Genomic DNA, 21,505 nt, shown 5'->3' on the forward strand with positions numbered 1-21,505 from the left:
GGCCGGGGGTTTCAACGACCGAACTGGGGTGGGCCGTTGAACCCCGCGCCGACCAGCCCACCGCCCGACTACGCCCGACTCGCCGCCGTCGGGCCGTACTTCGCGCTGGGCACCTCGCCCGCCGGGCGCCCCCCGGAGGGCTTCCGCCCGCTGGCCGAGCTGTACGGCACCGGGCCGGACGCGCCGCTGGCGGCGCGGCTGCGGGTGGTGGCACGGCGGCTCGGCACCGGTGAACCCCGGGTCGCCGCCTCGATCCTGCACCTGGGGCTGGCCGCCCGCTTCTGGTCCGTGGGGCTGGGCTCGGCCGTCCTGCTGGGGACGGTCCCGACCCTGGAGGACGCCTGGATGCGGATCCCGGACCAGGGCCCGCTCGACCTGTGGACCCCGCCGGAGCCCGCCCGCACGGATCCCATCCGCACAGAGTCCGCCCGCACAGAGTCCGCCCGGCCGGACGCCGCCACGCTCGCCGACCGACTCCACGAGACCGTCCTGCTGGGCCAGTTGGAACCGCTGGCCGCAACCGTCCGGGCCGCCGCCCCGCTCTCCCCGCGCCTGCTGCTCGGCAACGCCGCCTCCGCGCTCGGCGGGACGCTGCGAGTGCTGGACGCCCACGCGCCGGGCGCCGCGCGGCCCCTGGTGGCGGAGCTGCTGGACCGTGAACCGCTCGCCGGTTCGGGCACCCTGCGCACCGGTCCGTACGGCACGGCGTTCCGGCGGAACAGCTGCTGCCTCTACTACCGGGTGGGTCCGGGTGCCGGGCTCTGCGGGGACTGCTGCTTCAGCACGCCGCCCGGCCGCGGAAGGCGCGCCGGGTAATACCTTCACACCTGAAGGTCATGTCGGCTCGCCGTCGGCCCGTCCGACCGCCGGGTCCGCGAGCGGCCTGCCGCCGTCCGCCAACTCCAGGTGCTGCCGGACGAGATGGCGCACACAGGCCACCGTGTGCGACTCGGCCGCGGCCCGGGCACCGGCCGCGTCACCGGCCAGCACGGCGACCAGGATCTCCCGGTGCTGCTCGGCGAAGCGCTCCCGGTCCGGCCCGTACGGGGCGGGCAGCCAGAGCAGCGGGCCGAGCTCGGCCTGCAGCCGGACGGCGAGCCGGGCGAGCCGCACCGACTGGGCGGCGACGGCGAGTTCGATGTGGAAGCGGGCGTCGGCCCGGCATTGCTCGGCGGTCCCGGTGGCGTCGCGCAGGTCGTGCACCAGCCGGGTGAGCCTCGGGCCGAGGTCGGCCTGGGCGCGTTCGGCGGCCAGCCGGGCGGCGGTGCCGAAGACGGCCAGTTCCTCGTCGCCGAGGTCGCGCAGGTCGGCGGCGGCGAGGTCGCGCAGCCGGGCGAGCCGCAGGCGTTCGGAGCCCTCGGCGGGGGTGCGGACGAAGCTTCCGCCGTTGCGGCCGCGCCGGGTCTCGACCAGTCCGGCTTCGCGGAGCAGTGCGAGGGCCTCGCGGACGGTGCCGTTGGCGACGCCGAGCCGGTCGGAGAGGTCGTTCTCGCTGGGCAGTTGGTCCCCGTCGGCGACCAGCCCGAGGGCGATGGCCTCGGCGATCCGGCGGGCCACCGCATCGGCGCGCCCGTGGTCGGCGAGTGGCGCGAGGACGGCGCTGAGCAGCGGGGTCGTCCTGCCGATGGTGGTCACGCGGACCCTCCTCGATCGCCGCCTCGGACCAGTCCCCGGGCAGATCCCCGGGCCGGTCCCCGCCTCCGGACCAGTCCCCGGACCGGTCCCCCGGCTCCGGGTGGGGAGTCCGCTCCGGATCCCCCTCCGACCGGATGTTTCCCGCAGGGTACCCCCGGTCGAGCGCGCACCCTTGCCGCTGGAAACCCAAGCTCGTATGTTTTCCCGCAGCCCCGGCCCGAGCAGCAACCCGTAGCGCTCCCCACGCATCACGACACGTTCCCAGGAGCAGGTCATGACCGATGCCAGTGCCCGTGCCACCGTCCACTCCCCCGACCCGGACGCCGAACGGCTGGCCGCCCTCGGGTACACCTCCGAGTTCAAACGCGACATGAGCCTGTGGGCGAACTTCTCCCTCGGCTTCACCTACCTCTCCCCCGTCGTCGGCGTGTACACCCTCTTCGCCTCCTCCCTCCGGACCGCCGGGCCGCCGATGGTCTGGAGCTTCCTGATCGCGGGCCTGGGCCAGCTGCTGGTGGCACTGGTGTTCAGCGAGGTGGTCGCCCAGTTCCCGGTGGCCGGCGGGGTGTACCCGTGGGCGCGCCGGCTCTGGGGCCGCACCTGGGGCTGGCTGACCGGCTGGGTCTACCTGCTGGCGCTGATGTCCACCATCGCCGCCGTCTCCTACGGCGCCGGACCGTACGTGGCCGCCCTGCTGGGCGTCGAGCCGAGCACCGCGACGACCGTCTGGTGCGCGCTGGGCCTGCTGGCGCTCGCCACCGTGATCAACCTGGGCGGCACCCGGGTGCTGTCGGCGGCGGCCATGTTCGGCTTCGCCGCCGAGCTCCTCGGTGCCCTCGCGGTGGGCGCCTGGCTGCTGCTGACGCACCGCTACCACGGCCTCGGCGTGCTCTTCGACCGGTTCGGCGCGGGCGGTGACGGCGACTACACCGACGCCTTCCTGGCCGCCGGACTGATCGCGGTCTTCCTCTTCTTCGGTTTCGAGGCCTGCGGCGACGTCGCCGAGGAGGTGCCCGACCCGGGTCGACAGATCCCCAAGTCGATGCGGCGCACCATCTACGTCGGCGGCGCGGCGGCCATCGGGGTCAGCCTGGCCCTAGTGATGTCGATCCAGGACATCGGCGCGGTGGTCTCCGGCGACGACACGGACCCGGTGGCGAAGGTGCTGCACGACGCCTTCGGGGCGGCCGGCGCCCGGGTAGTGATCGGCGTGGTGCTGATCTCCTTCCTGTCCTGCGTGCTGAGCCTGCAGGCGGCGGCGAGCCGACTCGCGTACTCCTTCGCCCGGGACCGGATGATCGTGGGCAGCCGGCTGCTGGCCACCGTCTCGGGCCGGCTGCGGGTGCCGCCGTACGCGCTGCTGCTCGCCGCCGCGCTGCCCGGAGTGATCATCGTGGGTGCCTCGACGCTCTCCGAGGGAGCCCTCACGAAGATCATCTCCTTCTCCAGCATCGGCATCTACCTCGCGTTCCAGATGGTGGTGCTGGCCGCCCTGCGGGCCCGGCTGCGCGGCTGGCGCCCGAGCGGGGACTTCCGGCTCGGCCGCTGGGGCCTGGCGGTGAACGTCGGCGCGCTGGTCTACGGCGTCGCCGCGATCGTCAACATCTGCTGGGGCCGCACCCCGGACGCCGCCTGGTACGACAACTACCTGGTGCTGCTGTCGGCCGTGGTCGTGCTCGCGGCCGGCGGCCTCTACCTCCTGCTGGCCCGCCCCCACCTGCGCGGCGACGCCCCCTCCGGCGACGCGACGGCCGGACCCGCCCCGGCCTCGGCGGCCGGCACGCCCGGCACGCCCGGCAGCATGCCCGACGCATCCGGGACGCCCGGGGGCCGGGCATGAGCGGGCTCCCGCTGGACGGCGTCCTGGTCGCCGACTTCGGCCGGGTCCTCGCCGCGCCGTACCTGACCATGCTGCTGGCCGACCTCGGCGCCGACGTGATCAAGGTCGAGCAGCCCGGCACCGGCGACGACACCCGCGCCTGGGGGCCGCCGCACGCCCAGGGCGAGGCCACCTACTTCCTCTCCGTCAACCGCAACAAGCGCTCCCTCACCCTCGACCTGCGCGACCCGGCCGACCACGCCCGCGCCGTCGAGCTCGTCCGCCGCGCCGACGTCCTGGTGGAGAACTTCCGCCCCGGCACGATGGCCCGCCACGGCCTCGGCCCGGACCGCGCCCAGGCCCTCAACCCGCGGCTGGTCTACTGCTCGATCACCGGCTTCGGCTCCGGCAAGGGCGCCGAACTGCCCGGCTACGACCTGCTGGTACAGGCCGTCGGCGGCCTGATGTCGGTGACCGGCCCGGCCCCCGGCGAACCGGTGAAGACCGGCGCCGCCCTGGTGGACGTGCTGACCGGGCTGCACGCGGCGGTCGGCGTGCTCGCCGCGCTGCGCGAGCGCGAGGCCACCGGCCGGGGCCAGCTGGTGGAACTGAACCTGCTCTCCACGCTGCTCTCCGGCCTGGTCAACCAGTCCGCCGGCTACACCCTGGCCGGCGCCGTGCCGGGCATCCTCGGCAACCGCCACCCGTCCATCGCCCCGTACGAGGTGTTCACCGCCGCCGACCGCCCGCTGGTCGTCGCGGTCGGCAACGACCGGCAGTTCGCCGCGCTCTGCCGGGGCGTGGGCGCCCCCGAACTGGCCGCCGACCCGCGTTTCGCCACCAACTCCGACCGGGTCGCGCACGTGACCGAGCTGGCCCGCGAACTCACCGCCCGGCTCGAACGCCGCACCGCCGCCGAGTGGTTCGCGCTCCTCACCCCGCTCGGGGTGCCCTGCGGCCCGGTCAACGACCTGGCCGAGGCCTTCGGCCTCGCCGACTCGCTCGGCCTGCACCCCCGGGCGCCGCTGCCCGGCCCGGACGGCCACCCGCTACCTGGTCGCCAACCCGATCGGCCTCTCCCGCACCCCGCCCCGCTACCACCTGCCCCCGCCGCGGCTCGGCGAGCACACCGCCGAGCTGACCGCCTGGCTGGACGCCCCGCCCGAGCGGCACCGGGACGGCACGGACGACGGGGGCACGGACGACGGGGGCACGAGCGCCGCCGACCCCGAGCACCGCCCCTGAGCACCGCGCACACCACCGGTCCGGCAACGCGCCGAGGCCCGCGTCCGGCTTGTCCAGAGCCGGGCGCGGGCCTCCGATCCCCACCTACGGTGCCGATGCCCGTGGCACCGGGTGAAGCTCCTCCGGGGCGCGGTCAGACCGCGACCGCTTCCTCCATCTCCTCCTCGGCCTCCTCCGGCGTCTCCGCCGGGCGGCGTCCGCGGCCCTCGTACATCGCCGCGGCCACCAGGGCCGCCCCGCCGAGCAGCAGCCAGACCAGCAGGGTCACCACGTGCCCGCCGAGGCCCGCGCCGCCGTCGAAGTACAGGATGCTGCGCGCGCCCTCCAGGAAGCCGGCGCCGGTCCAGAAGCCGTGCAGACCGCCGAAGAACCCGTTCTGCAGCTCGGGCCGGTAGACGCCGCCGGAGGAGGTGAAGTTCAGCATCACGAACAGCACCATCAGGGCCAGCGTGGTCCACTTCTTCAGGAAGCTGTGCAGGCCGATGCCGATCAGCACGACGCCCGCGGAGTAGAGCCAGCCGAGCGCCCAGATCGCCGCCTGGTCGTGGTCGACCACGTGGAAGACCGGTCCGGCGGTGACGATGCCGATCACACTGACCGCCAGCGAAACGGCCACTCCGACCAGCGCCCGGACCGCCATGCTCAGCCCCGCACCGGCGGCGCCGATCACCGCGACACTGGCGTAGGAGCCTATGCTCAGCGCGACCAGCAGGAAGAACAGGCCCTGTCCGGTCGGGTCGCCCTCGGCCGGGGTGGTCAGGTCGGTGACGTGCAGCGGCACGCCCTGCTGGTCGGTGACGTTGGTGAACACCGCCGTCGCGGCCACCACCGAGGTGTCCGAGTTCCCCTTGGCGACGATCAGTTCGGGGCTCCTGGCGTCCGGCACGAAGGCGCCGACCAGGTCCCGGTCGCGCAGCTGCTGCTCGGCGGCGGCCCGGTCGTCCACGGTCCGGACGTCGAGCGCGTCCCCGGCCTTGCCCTGGATCGCCTGCGCCAGGCCGTGCGCCTGCGGCGTGGTGCCGACCACGGCCACCTCGAGGTGGTGCGGCTCGGGCTGGTGGAAGGCGCCCTGGTAGGCGAGCGCCATGCCCAGGCACATCAGCAGCGGGGTGATCAGGTGGACGGCCAGGTGTTTGAGCGAGTGCCCCAGGGTGGGCGCCGCGGCAGGGTTCCGGGGTGTGCTCATGGTGTTCGTACCGTCCTCCGGTGGTGTCTCTCGATGATCAAGAAGGTGGCAAATGCAACCAATGCGGGTGGTAAATGCAACCATCTATGGATGTAGCTTACAACTGTCCGACACCGATCGGAAGCCGGGCCCCGCGGGCGACCCCGCGCGGCCCGCTCCCCCGCCACTCCTCGACGCCCCCGACCCACGCCCCCGACCGACGCCCCCGCACCCCGCGCTCAGCCCAGGTCGAACACCCCGTACGAGAACCCGTCCGCCCGCAGCTCCCCGTCCGACACCCGCACACCCTGGACCTCGAGCGGCCGGACGCCCCGCGTCCGCCACGCACCCTCCGGCAGGCCCGCCGCCGGCACCGAGGCCGGCTCCCGGCGCGGGTTGACCGCCACCAGGTACCGCCCGGCCCGGGTGTACACCAGCGGGTAGCCGGCGCTGTGGACCTCCACCCCGCCGGCCGCGCCCAGCCCCGGGTGCGCCCGGCGCAGCGCGATCAGCCGCCGGACGGTGTGCAGCAGCGAGGTCGGGTCGGCGCGCTGGGAGAGCACGTCCGGACGGTGCGGGTCCGGGTCCACCGGCAGGTAGAGCCGCTCGGGCGGGGCGCTGGAGAACCCGGCGCTCGGGCCGGGCGTCCACTGCATCGGGGTGCGGGAGCCGGCCCGGTTGAACCGCGGACCGAGGACGCTGCCCTCCGTGTCGGGCAGTCCCGGCAGGTAGCGCATGCCGATCTCGTCGCCGTAGTAGACGGCCGGGAGGGTGGGCCAGGTGAGCAGGAAGGCGAAGGCGGAGGCGAGTTGCTCCGCGGTGCGCGGGCCGGTGGCCAGCCGGGAGAAGTCGTGGTTGGCGGTGGGCAGCACGATGTGCCCGCTGCCCTCGGTGAGTTCGGCGGCGGAGCGCCAGGCGTCCAGGAAGGGCCGCGGGGTGCCCCGGCCCTCGGCCTCGAAGAAGCAGGACTCCTGGCGCCAGAACTCCTCGACCGTCCCGCCGTTGTTGTTCCACAGGGACCGCAGCGGCAGGCCGTCGTCCTCCCCGCCGAAGTGCAGGAAGAAGTCCGCGTGGAAGCCGGCCGCGACGGCGGCGGCCGGGTCGCCCCACTCCGCGAGCAGGGCGGCCTCGGGGTGGGCGCGGTCCAACCAGTCGCGCAGCTCGGTCCAGAGCTTCGCCGTCTCCACCGTGCCCGGGTCCTCCTTGACCAGCGAGTACGCCATGTCCACCCGGAAGCCGGACACTCCGAGAGCGAGCCAGTGGGCCATGATCCCGCGCAGCGCCGCCCGGTTGGCGCGCGGGCCGTCCGCGTCCACCGGCTGCCGCCAGGGCTCCCGCGGATCGGTGCGCGCGTAGCCGAAGTTGAGCGCCGGCTGGCAGTCGAAGAAGTTCGGCCGGTACCAGCCGGGGCGGCCGCCGGGCGAGGCGACGAAGCCGTCCACCGGGCGGTCGGACCAGATGTACCGGTGGTCCGCCGGGTCCTCGGCGGAGGCCAGGAACCAGGGGTGGCGGTCGGAGGTGTGCCCGGCCACCAGGTCCAGCAGGATCCGGATGCCCCGGCGGCGGGCGGCCTCGACCAGCGCCGCCAGGCCCTCCGTGCTGCCGTAGCGCGGCGCCGGGGTGAGGTAGTCGGTGACGTCGTACCCGGCGTCGCGGAACGGCGAGGCGAAACAGGGGTTGAGCCAGACGGTGTCGACGCCGAGCCAGGCGAGGTGGTCCAGGTGCTCGGCGATGCCGGCGAAGTCGCCGATGCCGTCGCCGTCGGAGTCGGCGAAGCTCTGCGGGTAGATCTGGTACAGCACGGCGGTGGCGAGCCACTCGGGGCCGGGGCGGGTCGAGGTCATGGGCGGTTCCTCCTGCCGGGTCCGGAGCCCGGGCCGGGCCCGGCGGGAAGCCGGGTCCGGGGCTCGGGCGGGAGCTGAGCCGGGACGGGCTCGGCCGGGGCCGAGCCGGGTGCCCCCGATTCTCGTCCGATCCCGGCCGTACCGACAGCCCGCCTCGCCCCGCCTTCACGGGGCCCGCACCCCGCGGCGGGAGCACCCCTTACGGGACCGTCCTCGCACAGGCCGCCGTGAACGCCCGGGCCCGCCGGGTGATCTCCGCCCAGTCCCCCGCCGCGACGGCGTCCGGCGGCACCACGTCCGTCCCCGCGCAGACCGCGAGCGCGCCGTGCGCCAGGAACTCGGCGGCGTTGCCCGCGTTCACCCCGCCGGAGGCCACCAGCGGCACGTCCGGGTACGGGCCGCGCAGGTCCTTGAAGTAGCCGGGGCCGAACGACCGGGCCGGGAAGATCTTGACGGCGGCGGCGCCGAGGTCCACCGCGTGGGCGACCTCGGTCGGGGTGAGCGCCCCGAGCACCACCGGCACCTCCGCGTCGGCCGCCGCCTCGGCCACCTCGGGACGGCAGCCGGGGGTGACCAGGAAGGAGGCGCCCGCCCCGACCCCGCGCCGCGCCTGTTCGGCGGTCAGCACCGTGCCGACGCCGACCCGCCAGCCGGCCTTCGACGCCCTGAGCAGATGGTCCGTCACATTCGGTGTGGTGTAGGTGAATTCGGTCAGATTGATGCCGCCCTCGGCGAGCGCGGCACAGAGTGCGGCGGCGTCCGGGATCCGGGGGGCGCGGACCACCGCGATGACCGGTTCGTCGCGCAGCACGGAGGGACCGCGCCGGCCTGAGAGGCCGGTCGGGCCGGTCCGGCCGTGCGGGTCGGTCGGGTCGGAGGGATCGGTCGGAGCGGAGAGCTCGGTCATATGGCCAGGGTTCCTCGGTCGGTTCGACGCAGGGCGCGGCCGGGACGGGCGCCCGTGGTGCGGCCCTGCCGGACGACGGCGGTGCCGTTGACGTACACGTACTCGATGCCCTCGGCGGGCAGCCGGGGGTGCTCGAAGGTGGCGGCGTCCCGGACCTTCCCGGGGTCGAGCAGCACCAGGTCGGCGTGGTGGCCGGGGGCGATCCGGCCGCGCCGGTCAAGCCCCAGCCGGGCGGCGGGTCGGCCGGTCATCCGGGCGATCGTCTCCTCCAGCGTCAGTACCCCCAACTCCCGGCTGTAGTGGCCGAGGTAGCGCGGGAAGGTGCCCCAGGCGCGCGGGTGCGGCCGGGCGCCGACCAGCAGTCCGTCGCTGCCGACGGTGTGCGCGCGGTGGCGCATGATCGCGCGGACGTTCTCCTCGTGCCCGACGTGCTGGAGGATCGTGGTGGCCAACTCGTCCCGGCGCAGCAGGTCCAGGAACACCTCGGTGCCGGTCCGCCGCTCCTCGGCGGCCAGTTCGGCGACGGTGCGGCCGACCGCCCCGGCGAGCGAGTCCGAGCGGACGCCGGAGATCTGGATGGTCGTCCAGTCGGTGACCACGCCGTGGCAGCCGTCGCTGCCCTTCTCCTCCACCTCGTAGCGGATCCGCGCGCACTGCGCCGGGTCCCCGAGCCGCGCCAGGGTCGCGGCCGGTCCGCCCTCGGTGGCCCAACTCGGCAGCAGGGCGGCCAGGGTGGTGGAGCCGGGCAGGTAGGGGTAGCTGTCCAGGGTGAGGTCGACGCCGTCGGCGAGCGCCCGGTCGAGGAGTGCCAGCAGTTCACCGGCCCGGCCCCGGTTCACCCCGAAGTTCATCGTGGCGTGGGTCAGGTGCAGCGCGCAGCCGCTCTGCCGGGCGATCTCCACCATCTCCGCGTAGCCCTCCAACGCCCCTTCGCCGTACGAGCGTTGGTGCGGCGCGTGGAAGCCGTCGTAGGCCGCGACGACGGTGCACAGCTCGACCAGCTCGGCGGTGTCCGCATACATCCCGGGGGTGTAGCTGAGGCCGCTGGACATGCCGACCGCACCGTCCAGCAGGCTCTTCGCCAGCACCTGCCGCATCCGGTCGAGTTCGGCCGGGGCGGGCCGGCGGTCGGCCCACCCCATGACGAGCATCCGCAGCGTGCCGTGCGGGACGAGGTAGCAGGCGTTGACGGCCACACCGGTGCGGTCGATCCGGTCCAGGTAGTCGGCGACGCTCCGCCAGTCCCAGTCGAAGCCGTCCGGATCGCCGTTCCAGCCCGCGAGTTGGCGGCGCAGCGCGGGCAGCGTGACGTCGTCCACCGGGGCGTAGGACAGGCCGTCCTGGCCGAGCACCTCGCAGGTGACGCCCTGGGTGACCTTGGCCGGGTGCTCGGGTTCGAGCAGCAGCGCGAGGTCGGAGTGGGCGTGCATGTCGATGAAGCCGGGGGCCAGTACCAGCCCGTCGGCGTCCACCACCTCGGGCGCGTCGAGGCCCTCGCCGATCTCGGCGATCAGGCCGTCGGCGATCCGGACGTCCGCCCGGTAGCGCTCCGCACCGGTGCCGTCCACCACGGTGGCACCGCGGAAGACCGTGGCACCGCGGAAGACCGTCCCGCCCCTGCGGGCCGTCCGGCCGGGGGCCGTCCCCCCGGCGGCGGGTCCGCCGACGGCCGGCCCCCCGGGGGCCGCTCTTTCCCCGGGCATCAGAAGAACGTCCTGACCAGGCCGGTGACCTTCGGCTCCGCCGCGTCGGCGGAGTCCAGCACCGGGATCGCCGTCCACTTGTCGAAGGCCGTGCACGGGTGCGAGACGCCCAGCCGCAGCACCGCACCGATCGGCGCGAGGTCGCCCGCGTCCCGCAGGAAGGCGTGCTGGTCGTTGAGCGCGGTGATCCTGGCCGCCGTGCCGGTCAGCTCGGCTCCGCCGCGCACCCGCTGCGGCTCGGGCAGGCCCTCGTCGAAGGGCAGGTCGCGCTTGCCGACGTCGAGCAGCGCGAGCTGTGGCTCGGGCCGGGAGACCACCCGGCCCCAGCCGTGCAGCGCGCCGCGGAAGGGGGCCTGCCCGCCGTCCCGGGCCAGCGGCGAGATGCCCCGGTAGAAGCCGTCGTCGTGGGCGATGTACGCGCCCGAGCGCAGCACCACGAACGCCTCCGGCAGGTCGGCGAGTTCCTCGACCACCAGGTCGAAGTAGGCGCTGCCGCCGGCCGAGACCACGGGCCGGGTGCCGTCCGGGTAGGCGCTCGCCAGTCGTCCGTGCAGCGCTCCGAGCTCGCGCAGGTAGTCGCGGACGGCGGCCAGCCCGTCGGCCGAGGCGTCATGGGCGAGCGCGCCCTCGTACCCGCCGACGCCCGCCAGGCGCAGGGTGGGGGCGCGCAGCACGGCGGCGGCGATCTCGACGGCGGCGTCGAGGCCGCGGGCGCCGGTGCGCCCGCCGGGTCCGCCGAGCTCGACCAGCACCTCGACCGGCCGCTCGGCGCCCGCGGCCCGGAGCGCCTCGTCCATCAGCCGCACGCTCTCGACGGAGTCGACCCAGGAGAGCAGGGCGAAGTCGGGGTCGGCGGCGAGCTCGTCGGCGAGCCAGGCCAGTCCGGCTGGGTCGAGCAAGGTGTTGGCGAGCAGGATGCGCTGCACCCCGAAGGCCCGGGCGACCCGCACCTGGGGCAGGTTGGCGAGGGTGATGCCGTGGCTTCCGGCGTCGAGCTGCGCCTGCCAGAGGGCGGGTGCCATGGTGGTCTTGCCGTGCGGGGCGAGCGCGACGCCCGCCTTGGCGCACCAGTCGGCCATGGTGCGGACGTTGTGGTCGAGGGCGGCGCCGTCCAGGGTGAGCAGCGGGGTGCCGAGCGAGGAGAGGGTGGGGCCGGTGGCGAGCCACTCCCGGGTGCTGCGGCCCCACGACTGCGGCGGAGCGGCCTTGAACCGCCAGTCGAGCGGCTCGTCGGCCAGGGCGGCCACCGCTCCGCGGGCGATGCCCGGCCCGGTGCCGCTGCTTGAGAAGGTCTGCTCCACCATGTTCCTCCATCCGCACAGGTTGCAACATGTGCAACGAGGGTTGCACATGCTGGCAACACGGTTCTAGCATCGGCGCCGGATCACGGTCAACGGACCTGACTCCCGGTCAACGGGGTCGACTCCCGTTCAGCGCTCGCCGACGACGCGGCGCTGACGTGCGGGGAGTCGACCCGGTGGGCCCGCTCTCGACGGAACGGCCGCAGACGAGGAGCCCCGCACATGCCGCGACAGGACACCCAGGGCCCGACCCGCCCCGGTCCTCCCCCGACGGCGGTGTGCGTGGGCGAGTCGATGGCCGTCCTGCTGCCGGACCGCCCGGGCCCGCTGGAGTCGGTGGAGAGCTTCCGGCTCTCCGTCGGCGGCGCGGAGTCCAATGTGGCGGGCGCGCTGGCCGCCCACGGCGTGCCGACCGCCTGGATCAGCCGGGTCGGCGACGACGGCTTCGGCCGCCGGCTGCTCGCCGAGGTCGCCGCCCGCGGCGTGGACGTCTCGGCGGTCGCGGTCGACCCGCACCGCCCGACCGGCCTCTACCTCAAGGAGGTCGGCGGCAGCACCGGCGACCGCCACGACCTCGGGCCCGGCCGCAGCCGGCTGCACTACCACCGGCGCGGCTCCGCGGCCGCCGCGCTCTCCCCCGACCTGCTCGCCGACCCGGCCGCCGCCGCGCTGCTGGCGGGCGCCGGACTGCTGCACCTGTCCGGCATCACCGCCGCGCTCTCCGACGACTGCCTCGCCCTGCTGCGCGCCCTGCTCGCCGACCGCCGCCCGGGCCGCCTGGTCAGCTTCGACCTCAACTGGCGCCCCTCGCTCTGGCGCGACCGCGATCCGGCCGTGCTGCCGCCACTGCTGGACGCCGCCGACCTGCTGCTGCTCGGCTCCGACGAGGCCGAGGCCGCCTTCGGCACCGGCGACCCGGCCGCCCTGCGCCGCCGCTTCCCCGCCCCGGCCACCGTCGTGGTCAAGGACGCCGCCCGCCAGGTGACGGCCCTGGGCCGGGACGGCACCGCGGTCAACGAGCCGGCCCTCGCGGTCGAGGTGGTCGAGGCCACCGGCGCGGGCGACGCCTTCGCGGCCGGCTACCTGGCCGGCACCGTCCGGGGCCTGGACCAGCGGAGCCGGTTGCGGCTCGGCCACCTGAGCGCCGCCTGCGCGCTGACCGCCCACGGCGACCAGGCCGAGCTGCCGGACGCCACCGTGGTGGCCGCCCTGCTCGCCGCCTCCCCCGCCCAGTGGGCCGCCACCCGGGTCACCGCGGAGGGGATCACCGGCCCGGCGCTGCCCGCCGGCTCCGCGCGCCCGGTCGCCCCGACGCCGTCCGCCGGCCCGGCGCTCCCCGCCGACCGGGCACCGTCCGCCGACCGGTCCCGGGCACAATGAGCAGGACCCTCAGCCCTCGAAGCGGAGCACGATGAGCCAGACCGTCACCCGCGCCCTGCGCATCCTCGCCGAGCTCGGCGAGGGCGAGCGCTCCCTCGACCAACTCGCCGAGGTGCTCGGCGTCCACAAGACGACCGTGCTCCGCCTGCTCCAGAGCCTCGAAGAGGAACGATTCGTCTATCGCGACGCGGCCTACCGCTACCACCTGGGCGCCGGCCTCTTCGCCCTCTCCGGCCTGGCCCTGGAGCAGCGCGGCGTGCGCCGGATCGCCGCCCCGCACCTGGCCGAGCTGAACGCCGCCACCGGCCAGACCGTGCACCTGGCCGCGTACGAGGGCGGCGAGGTGGTCTACATCGACAAGTTCGACTCCCGCCACCCGGTGCGGATGTACTCCCGGATCGGCCTGCGCGCCGCCCTGCACTGCGCCGCCGTCTCCAAGGTGCTGCTGGCCGACCTCCCGCTGCCCGAGCGGCGCCGGGTGGTGGCCGGGATCGGCTTCACCCCGCACACCGAGCGCACCCTGACCACCCCGGAGGCGCTGCTCGCCGAGCTGGAGAAGGTCGCCGCCCAGGGCTGGGCGCAGGACCACGCCGAGCACGAGTCCTTCATCAACTGCGTGGCCGCACCGGTCCGGGACGCCAGCGGCCGGGTGGTCGCCGCCGCCTCGATCTCCGTCCCGGACGTGGTCCTGCCGTACGAGCAGGTGCTGGACCTGCTTCCGCAGCTGCTCGCCACCACCCGCGCCGTGTCCGCCGACTGCGGCCGCCCCGACCACAACTGACGAACCGTCGACCAGAGTAAGGAACCCCGCATGTCCTCCGACAAGACCGAGATCCGCACCGACGGCGCCCCCGCCCCCGCCTGGATGTTCTCCCAGGGCGTCCGCAAGGGCCCCATCCTCCAGGTCTCCGGCCAGGGCCCGCAGGACCCGGCCACCGGCGAGTACCTGCACCACGGCGACGTGAAGGCGCAGACCCGCCGCACCCTGGAGAACGTCAAGGCCATCGTCGAGGCCGGCGGCGCCACCATCGAGGACGTGGTGATGTTCCGCGTCTACCTCACCAAGCGCGCCGACTTCCCGCTGATGAACGAGGTCTACGCCGAGTTCATCGACGAGAACGTCAAGCCCGGCGGCGTGAAGCCGTGCCGCACCACGATCTTCGTCGAGCTGCCGCAGGAGCCGATGCTGGTCGAGATCGACGCCCAGGCCGTCGTGGCCTGACGACCCGCCGCACCGAAGGGCCCGGACGCCGCAGGCGCGTCCGGGCCCTTCGGCCTGTCCGCACGCGTGCTTGCCACACCCCCGGTCGCACATTAGGTTAGGCTCACCTAACTAACTGGAGGTCCGTCCATGAGCCTGCCCACCGGCGACACCGAGGTCCCCGAGCCCACCACCGCCGAACGGATCCACAGCCTGCTTGTCACGACCTCCTCGCTCACCGTCCGGGCCCTGGGCGAGCACCACCACCTGGACACCCCGGTCTCCGTCCACGGCTCCCGGCTGCGGCTGCGCACCGCCCTGGACGACCCGCTCACCACGGCCGTCGCCGGTGCCGCCGACGGCCTCGCCGTCGTCCTCGACGTCACCGACGTCGCCCCCGTCGCCGTCCGCGACCGGGTCCGCGCCCGCCTCACCCTGGCCGGCCGGCTGCACCTGGCCCACCTCGCCGACGACGGCCTCAGTGTGCACCTGCGGGTGGACGTCGCCCACGCCGTCCTCGCCACCCCGTACGGCACCGGCGCGATCACCGCCGCCGACCTCGCCCTGTCCGCCCCCGACCCGCTGGCCCGGCACGAGGCCGCGATGCTCACCCACTTCGCCGACGACCACGCCGAGGCGCTCGACCTCCTCACCCGGCTGCTCGACCCGGCCCTGCTCGTCCACACCCCCGAGGTCCGCCCGCTCGCCCTGGACCGCCACGGCCTGGTGCTGCGCCTGGACCACCCGCACGGCCACCGCGACGTCCGCCTGGTCTTCCCCGAACCGGCCCGGGACACCGAGGACTTCGGCCACCGGATGCACGAGCTGCTGTCCGCCGCCCACCACGGCCTGCCGGTCCGGCGCGGCTGATCCCCCGCCACCCGCCGTCGCCGACCGCCCGCCACCGCCCGCCACCGCCCGCCGTCACCGCTCGACCGCGTCCTCCAGCACCACCCGCCCGATCCGCGCGTACAGCTCCGGCCGCCACCGGCGCACCGCGAGCGCCAGCGCGATCCCGCCGGTGAACACCCCGATCACCAGGTACGGCGTCAGCCGGAACAGCAGCGTGTGCGCCGCCGCCCCGGCCGCGGCGTCCTTGTTGAGCACCAGCAGCACCACCACCCCGGCCATCGCCACCCCGCCCACCAGCGGCGCCGCCAGCGTCCGGAACCAGTGCGCCGTCTCCGGGTGCCGTCGGCGCACGTGGAAGTACCCGACCACGGCGAAGGAGCAGAGCGTCTGCACGACCAGGATCGCCATCGTCCCGAGCAGCGCCAGCAGCGTGTACAGGTGCGCGTACGGATCCATCCCGGCCGCCAGGAACCCCGCCACCAGCCCCACCGCGATCACCGACTGCACCACCGAGGCGACGTGCGGCGAGCCGTGCCGCGGATGGGTGCGGCCGAGCCCCGGGTGCAGCAGCCCCTCCCGCCCGATCGCGTACAGGTACCGGGCCGCGCACTGGTGGAAGGCCATCGCGCAGGCGAACGAGCCGGTGACGACCAGCCATTGGAACACCTTCACCGCCCAGGCCCCCAGGTGCGCGCCGAGCGGGTCGAAGAACAGGCTGTTGCCGTCCTTGCCCGGCACCGCGCCGCTCGCCACCGCGATCGCCCGTTCGACCCCGTTGCCGGACACGATCATCCAGGACACGAAGACGTAGAGCAGCCCGACCCCGATCACCGACACCAGCGTCGCCCGCGGCACCACCCGCTTCGGGTCGCGGGACTCCTCGCCGTACATCGCGGTGGACTCGAAACCCACCCAGGACCAGAACGCGAAGAACAGGCCGAGCCCGGCCGCCGCCGGCCCCGAACTCCCCACCCCCTTCAGCGCGTTCAGCGGGTTCACGGCGGCCACCGCGATCCCGTCCGGACCGCCGCCGGAGAACAGCACCGCGAACGACACCGCGCTCAGCACCCCGATCTCCAGCACCAGCGCGACCCCGAGCACCCTGGCCGTCAGGTGCAGGTCGAACCAGGCCATCACCCCGATCACCGCCGCCCCGAACAGCGCGTACCAGCCCCAGCCCAGCTCCACCCCCAGTTGGGAACGGACCAGCCCGCGCAGCGAGTACGCGAAGAAGCCGAGGGCCGAGGCCTCGGTGACGACGTACGCGAGCACCGCGAGCAGCCCGGCGGCCATCCCGACCACCCGGCCCAGTCCGTGCGAGACGTAGCCGTAGAACGCGCCGGCCGCGGTGATGTGACGGGCCATCGCCACGTAGCCGACCGAGAACACCGTCAGCACCACCGTCGCCACGATGTACGCGGCGGGCGCGCCGGCCCCGTTGCCCTGCCCGACGATGATCGGCAGGTTGCCGGTCATCGCGGTGATCGGGGCGGCGGTGGCGAGCGCCATGAACACCACGCCGACCAGGCCGACCGAGTCCGCCTTCAACCGGTCGACGCCGCCCGGGCCGGGCCGCTCCCGCCCGGCCGTCTCCCCCGCCACGCCCCCGCTCCGGACCGCCATCCGGCCTCCTCGCCTCACGGACCCGCCCCACCGCCGGACCGGCCGGGCGCTGACCGCCTGCCAGCATGGCGCCCCGGAGGAGCCCGGCGCTTCAGCCGATCACCCGGCAGTGCGCCGGAGTTGACGCTTCGTTCGACCGCTGGAACACCCCGGGCGGCCCCGGGAACGAAAGCGGCCGGCCCGGCCGCACGAGGAGGTCCTCGTGCGGCCGGGCCGGCCTGGGCGTGTCCCGCGCCCATGTCCGCCGTGCGGCGATCACCCGGTCGAGCGGTCACCCGACATGACCATCCCGGGCGATCGGTTCGCCCGCAGCAGCGGTGGTTCCTGGTACCCCGGAGCTCTCGGGGTCAGAGCGCGACGCCGTGCGCGCGCAGGTAGGCGACCGGGTTGATGTCCGAGCCGTACTCCGAGCCGTTGCGGATCTCGAAGTGCAGGTGCGGGCCGGTCACGTTGCCGGTGGCGCCGGAGAGGCCGATCTGCTGGCCGGCGGTGACGGTCTGACCGATCCTCACACCGATCGAGGAGAGGTGCGCGTACTCGGCGTAGTGGCCGTCGGCGAGCTTGATCTCGACCTCGTTGCCGTAGGCGCCGCCGTTGCCGGCCTTGACCACGACGCCGTTGGCGATCGCGCGCAGCGGGGTGCCGGTGGAGGCGACGAAGTCCTGGCCGGTGTGGTGGCCGGAGGCCCACATCGAGCCGGCCACGCCGTAGGCGGTGCCGAGCCTCGGGTTGGCCAGCGGGGCGACGAAGCCGGAGGTGGCGGCGGCGACCGGAGTGGCGGTCACGGCCTGGGCCGGCGTGGCGACCTGGAGCTGGGTCTGGAGCTGCGCGGACGGCTTGGCGGCCTCGGTCTGCACCTGGACCTGGGCCTGCGGCTTGGCGGCCTGGGTCGCCGGAGCCGCCGGAGCGGCGGGCTTCGCCGGTGTGGCGGGCTTCGCCGGAGCGGCCGGCTTGGCCGGAGCGGCGGCATGGCCCGGCAGCGCGAGCTGCTGGCCCGGGAAGATCAGGTTCGGGTCGGCGCCGACGACCGAGCGGTTCCGCTCGTACAGCGCGTGCCAGCCGCCCTCGACGTTCCGGGCGTCGGCGATCTTGGACAGGGTGTCGCCGCCGACGACGCGGTAGCTCTCCTGCGCGGCGGCCTGGGCCGGGGCGGGGGCCTGCGCGGCCGGCTTGGCGGCGGCGGTGGCCGCGGCCGGGGCGGTGTGGGCCTGGGCGCTCATCGCGGTCACGAGCGGGAGGGCGAAGGAGACACCGGTCACGGCGGTGGCGATGCCGATGCGGGCGGCGCGGGGCAGGGCGATACGACGAGCCTGTGCAGGCATGGAAGTTTCCTCTCCGACGCCTGCGAGGTGAGCTGTCGGGTTCGGGCTGGAGTTGCCCGGCCGCGTGTGCGGCTTCACCCCTAGCCGGTCCTGGACGCCCGCGCCCTGAGGCGCGAACTCCGGTCCGGCGACTTACCTGTGGGTCCCCCGCTCCTGCCGTACAGAGTTCGTTTCGAACCACCGGGCAGCGGCAGGACTCGGCGTTCCACCCGGCGGATCCGTCCGGACTGGCCGGGCGGTCGCTGAACTAAAACCCATCCGTTCGGGTGAAGCAATGTCGATCTTTGAAAACGCAACGATCCCCCCCGCCCCGGTGACCCTCCGCAGGCCCGGGCCCACGATACGTACACAATCCATTCACCCCGCGCCACTGATCCACGACCCTGCGCCGAGATCGCCGACACTGCGCAGCCGCCCGCTCACGCACCGCCCACCCCCAACACACCCACCGGTGACCCTTGTCACTCGCGCCCCGGCAGCGCAGGATTCGCCCGTGACCACCTCCGAGGCCGGCACCCTGCGCTTGGGCACCGCGCAGGGCCGCTGGGTACTGATGGCAACGGTGCTCGGCTCCAGCATGGCGATGCTCGACGGCACCGTGGTGAACGTCGCCCTGCCCCGGATCGGCGCCGACCTCGGCGCCTCCCTGGCGTCCCTGCAGTGGACGCTGAACGCCTATCTGCTCACCCTGGCGGGCCTGATCCTGCTCGGCGGCGCGCTCGGCGACCGGTACGGGCGGCGCAAGGTCTTCCTGATCGGCGTGGTCTGGTTCGCCGTCGCCTCCGCGGCCTGCGCCGCAGCGCCGAACATCCACGTGCTGATCGCCGCCCGCGCCGTGCAGGGCATCGGCGGGGCGCTGCTCACCCCCGGCTCGCTCGCCATGCTCCAGGCCGTCTTCCACCCCGACGACCGCTCGGCGGCGGTCGGCCTCTGGTCCGGCCTCGGCGGGGTGTCGGCCGCGGTCGGCCCCTTCCTGGGCGGCTGGCTGGTGGACGGCCCCGGCTGGCGCTGGATCTTCCTGCTGAACCTGCCGCTGGCCGCCGCCGTGATCGCCGTCACCACCCGGTCGGTGCCGGAGAGCCGGGACGAGGCCGCCTCCGGTCGCTTCGACGTGCTCGGCGCCGTGCTCGCCGCCCTCGCCCTCGGCGCGGTCACCTACGCGCTGACCGCGGCCGGCGAGGGCCTGTCCCCCGCCGTCTGGGTCAGCGGGGTGCTGGGGCTGGCGCTCGGCGCCGCCTTCGTGGCGGTCGAGCGCCGCGCCCCCGAACCGATGCTGCCGCTGGGGCTGTTCTCCTCCCGGCTGTTCACCGCGGTGAACCTGGTCACCCTGTGCGTGTACGCGGCGTTCAGCGGCGTCTTCTTCCTCCTGGTGGTGCAGCTCCAGATCGTGTCCGGCTTCTCGCCGCTGGTCTCGGGCTTCGCCCTGGTGCCGATCACCGTGCTGATGCTGACGCTGTCCGCGCGCGCCGGACGCCTCGGCAAGCGGATCGGCCCGCGTGTCCCGCTGACCGTCGGCCCGCTGCTGTGCGCCGCCGGGGTGCTGCTGATGCTGCGCATCGGCCCCGACTCCTCGTACTGGGTGGACGTGCTGCCCGCCGTCGCGGTGATGGGCTGCGGGATGACACTGCTGGTCGCGCCGCTGACGGCGACGGTGCTGGCCGCCGTCGAGGTCCGGCACGCGGGCATCGCCAGCGGGGTCAACAACGCCGCCGCCCGCGCGGCCGGCCTGCTCGCGGTGGCCGCCCTGCCGGCGCTGGCCGGGCTGAGCGGCGACGCCTATCGGGTGCCCTCCTCGGTCGACTCGGCCTTCCACACCGCGATGCTGATCTGCGCCGGTCTGCTGGCGGCCGGCGGGCTGATCGCCGCCGCGACCGTACGGGGCAACGTCCTAGCCCCCGAGGCGGCGCAGCCGGTGGCCGAGCCGAACTGCGACTGGCCGTGCGGCCCCACCGCTCCGCCGCTGGACCCGGGCCACGTCCCCACGACGCGCGAGGGCCCTGCCACCGGTCCGGCGGCAGGGCCCTCGGCTCAGGCCTGACGAGGGCCTGACGACACGTCAGAGAATGTCGGCCGGCGCGTACTTGGCGGCGTCCGGGTAGGCGGCCGCGACGGCCTCCACCTGGCGGACGACCTCGGCGACCTGGGCACCGGCCGCGCCGGTGAAGGACAGCTTGTCGGCCAGCAGCGCGTCCAGCCCGGCCCGGTCCAGCGGGATCCGCTCGTCGGCGGCCAGCCGGTCCAGCAGCTCGTTCTCGCGGGCGCCCGCGCGCATCGCCAGCGCGGAGGCGACGGCGTGCTCCTTGATGACCTCGTGCCCGGTCTCCCGGCCGACGCCCGCGCGCACCGCGCCCATCAGCACCTTGGTGGTGGCGAGGAACGGCAGGTAGCGGTCCAGCTCGGCCTCGATCACGGCGGGGAAGGCGCCGAACTCGTCGAGGACGGTCAGGAAGGTCTCCAGCAGGCCGTCGAAGGCGAAGAACGCGTCCGGCAGCGCGACCCGGCGCACCACCGAGCAGGAGACGTCGCCCTCGTTCCACTGGTCGCCGGCCAGCTCGCCGGTCATCGAGGCGTAGCCGCGCAGGATGACGGCCAGGCCGTTGACGCGCTCGCAGGAGCGGGTGTTCATCTTGTGGGGCATCGCGGAGGAGCCGACCTGGCCCTCCTTGAATCCCTCGGTGACCAGCTCGTGGCCGGCCATCAGCCGGATGGTCTTGGCCAGGCTGGACGGCGCGGCGGCCAGCTGGACGAGGGCGGTGAGCACCTCGAAGTCCAGCGAGCGCGGGTAGACCTGGCCGACGCTGGTCAGCACGTGGTCGAAGCCGAGGTGCCCGGCGACCCGGCGCTCCAGCTCGGCGAGCTTCTCGGTGTCGCCGCCGAGCAGGTCCAGCATGTCCTGGGCGGTGCCGACCGGGCCCTTGATCCCGCGCAGCGGGTAGCGGGCGATCAGCTCCTCCAGGCGGCGGAAGGCGACCAGCAGCTCGTCGGTGATCGACGCGAACCGCTTGCCCAGGGTGGTGGCCTGCGCGGCCACGTTGTGCGAGCGGCCGGCCATGACCAGCTCGGAGTGCTGGGCGGACAGCTTGGCCAGGCGGACCAGCACGGCGACCGTGCGGTCCCGCACGTGCTCCAGGGACTGGCGGATCTGGAGCTGCTCGACGTTCTCGGTCAGGTCCCGGGACGTCATGCCCTTGTGGATCTGCTCGTGGCCGGCGAGTTCGCTGAACTCCTCGATGCGGGCCTTCACGTCGTGGCGGGTGACCCGCTCACGGGCGGCGATCGAGCCGAGGTCGACCTGGTCGATCACCCGCTCGTAGTCGGCGACGGCGGTCGCCGGAACCTCGACGCCGAGGTCCTGCTGGGCCTTCAGGACGGCGAGCCACAGGTGGCGCTCGAGGACCACCTTGTGCTCGGGGGACCACAGCTGGGCCAGGGTCGCCGAGGCGTACCGGGAGGCCAGGACATTGGGGATCTGGGGCTTCGCGCTCACGCTTCGCAAGAGTAACAGTCG

The 21,505-nt window shown here is 74.6% G+C and carries 16 protein-coding genes, 1 pseudogene and 1 riboswitch; of the genes and pseudogenes, 8 read left to right on the forward strand and 9 right to left on the reverse strand.

The features are described from left to right. Positions 1-36 precede the first annotated feature (36 nt). Complete coding sequence (locus AB0E96_RS14935; RefSeq protein WP_359823074.1) at positions 37-816, forward strand: (2Fe-2S)-binding protein; 780 nt, start codon at positions 37-39, stop codon at positions 814-816. Between the two features lie 18 nt (positions 817-834). Here the strand turns inward: AB0E96_RS14935 and AB0E96_RS14940 are convergent, their stop codons facing one another. After that, the gene (locus tag AB0E96_RS14940) at positions 835-1,635 is read right to left on the reverse strand and encodes an FCD domain-containing protein (RefSeq protein ID WP_359823076.1); all 801 of its coding nucleotides are present in this window, start codon (positions 1,633-1,635) and stop codon (positions 835-837) included. Between the two features lie 274 nt (positions 1,636-1,909). Between AB0E96_RS14940 and AB0E96_RS14945 the strand changes: the two genes are divergently transcribed. Both AB0E96_RS14945 and AB0E96_RS14950 read left to right on the forward strand, forming a co-directional pair. Beyond that, complete coding sequence (locus AB0E96_RS14945; RefSeq protein WP_359823079.1) at positions 1,910-3,475, forward strand: amino acid permease; 1,566 nt, start codon at positions 1,910-1,912, stop codon at positions 3,473-3,475. Then, positions 3,472-4,699: pseudogene (locus tag AB0E96_RS14950) on the forward strand (CoA transferase). The gene AB0E96_RS14945 and the pseudogene AB0E96_RS14950 overlap by 4 nt, the downstream one beginning before the upstream one ends. A gap of 133 nt (positions 4,700-4,832) precedes the next feature. Here AB0E96_RS14950 and AB0E96_RS14955 read toward each other — a convergent pair. The 5 genes from AB0E96_RS14955 to AB0E96_RS14975 all read right to left on the reverse strand — a co-directional run bounded on the left by AB0E96_RS14955 (position 4,833) and on the right by AB0E96_RS14975 (position 11,622). Further along, positions 4,833-5,885 (reverse strand): hypothetical protein, encoded by a 1,053-nt coding sequence (locus tag AB0E96_RS14955; RefSeq protein WP_359823082.1) that lies wholly within the window; start codon positions 5,883-5,885, stop codon positions 4,833-4,835. A 218-nt stretch (positions 5,886-6,103) separates the two neighbouring features. Further along, positions 6,104-7,708, reverse strand: coding sequence for an alpha-amylase family glycosyl hydrolase (locus tag AB0E96_RS14960; RefSeq protein WP_359823084.1), 1,605 nt, complete (start codon positions 7,706-7,708; stop codon positions 6,104-6,106). A 199-nt stretch (positions 7,709-7,907) separates the two neighbouring features. Beyond that, complete coding sequence (locus tag AB0E96_RS14965) at positions 7,908-8,615, reverse strand: bifunctional 4-hydroxy-2-oxoglutarate aldolase/2-dehydro-3-deoxy-phosphogluconate aldolase (RefSeq protein ID WP_359823086.1); 708 nt, start codon at positions 8,613-8,615, stop codon at positions 7,908-7,910. Continuing rightward, on the reverse strand, positions 8,612-10,318 hold the full coding sequence (locus AB0E96_RS14970; RefSeq protein WP_359823088.1) for a D-aminoacylase: 1,707 nt from the start codon (positions 10,316-10,318) through the stop codon (positions 8,612-8,614). Before AB0E96_RS14970 ends, AB0E96_RS14965 begins: the two co-directional genes overlap by 4 nt. After that, complete coding sequence (locus AB0E96_RS14975) at positions 10,318-11,622, reverse strand: alanine racemase (RefSeq protein WP_359823090.1); 1,305 nt, start codon at positions 11,620-11,622, stop codon at positions 10,318-10,320. The genes AB0E96_RS14970 and AB0E96_RS14975 overlap by 1 nt, the downstream gene beginning before the upstream one ends. Before the next feature lie 219 nt (positions 11,623-11,841). Here AB0E96_RS14975 and AB0E96_RS14980 point away from each other — a divergent pair, with 219 nt between their 5' ends. From AB0E96_RS14980 to AB0E96_RS14995, 4 genes are all read left to right on the forward strand, one after another. Further along, on the forward strand, positions 11,842-12,999 hold the full coding sequence (locus AB0E96_RS14980) for a sugar kinase (protein WP_359823093.1): 1,158 nt from the start codon (positions 11,842-11,844) through the stop codon (positions 12,997-12,999). Positions 13,000-13,030: 31 nt separating this feature from the next. Beyond that, a complete protein-coding gene (locus AB0E96_RS14985) occupies positions 13,031-13,780 on the forward strand; it encodes an IclR family transcriptional regulator (protein ID WP_359823095.1) in 750 nt (249 codons plus the stop codon). A 30-nt stretch (positions 13,781-13,810) separates the two neighbouring features. Next, complete coding sequence (locus tag AB0E96_RS14990; RefSeq protein ID WP_359823097.1) at positions 13,811-14,221, forward strand: RidA family protein; 411 nt, start codon at positions 13,811-13,813, stop codon at positions 14,219-14,221. A gap of 129 nt (positions 14,222-14,350) precedes the next feature. Further along, complete coding sequence (locus tag AB0E96_RS14995) at positions 14,351-15,070, forward strand: DUF2470 domain-containing protein (RefSeq protein WP_359823099.1); 720 nt, start codon at positions 14,351-14,353, stop codon at positions 15,068-15,070. Positions 15,071-15,124: 54 nt separating this feature from the next. Here AB0E96_RS14995 and AB0E96_RS15000 read toward each other — a convergent pair whose 3' ends face one another. Both AB0E96_RS15000 and AB0E96_RS15005 read right to left on the reverse strand, forming a co-directional pair. Further along, positions 15,125-16,675: an APC family permease gene (locus AB0E96_RS15000; RefSeq protein ID WP_359823101.1), complete on the reverse strand. Its 1,551-nt coding sequence runs from the start codon at positions 16,673-16,675 to the stop codon at positions 15,125-15,127. Positions 16,676-17,022: 347 nt separating this feature from the next. Next, positions 17,023-17,997, reverse strand: a complete 975-nt coding sequence (locus AB0E96_RS15005) for a LysM peptidoglycan-binding domain-containing M23 family metallopeptidase (RefSeq protein ID WP_359823103.1) — start codon at positions 17,995-17,997, stop codon at positions 17,023-17,025. Positions 17,998-17,999: 2 nt separating this feature from the next. Further along, positions 18,000-18,200, reverse strand: a riboswitch (cyclic di-AMP (ydaO/yuaA leader). A gap of 350 nt (positions 18,201-18,550) precedes the next feature. Here AB0E96_RS15005 and AB0E96_RS15010 point away from each other — a divergent pair. After that, positions 18,551-20,035, forward strand: a complete 1,485-nt coding sequence (locus AB0E96_RS15010; RefSeq protein ID WP_359823122.1) for an MFS transporter — start codon at positions 18,551-18,553, stop codon at positions 20,033-20,035. 18 nt (positions 20,036-20,053) lie between these two features. On the opposite strand, the gene purB is transcribed toward AB0E96_RS15010, so the two are convergent. Continuing rightward, a complete protein-coding gene (purB, locus tag AB0E96_RS15015; RefSeq protein ID WP_359823105.1) occupies positions 20,054-21,484 on the reverse strand; it encodes an adenylosuccinate lyase in 1,431 nt (476 codons plus the stop codon). Between the last annotated feature and the right edge of the window lie 21 nt (positions 21,485-21,505).

The organism is Kitasatospora sp. NPDC036755, from assembly GCF_040636595.1.
Classification (GTDB): domain Bacteria; phylum Actinomycetota; class Actinomycetes; order Streptomycetales; family Streptomycetaceae; genus Kitasatospora.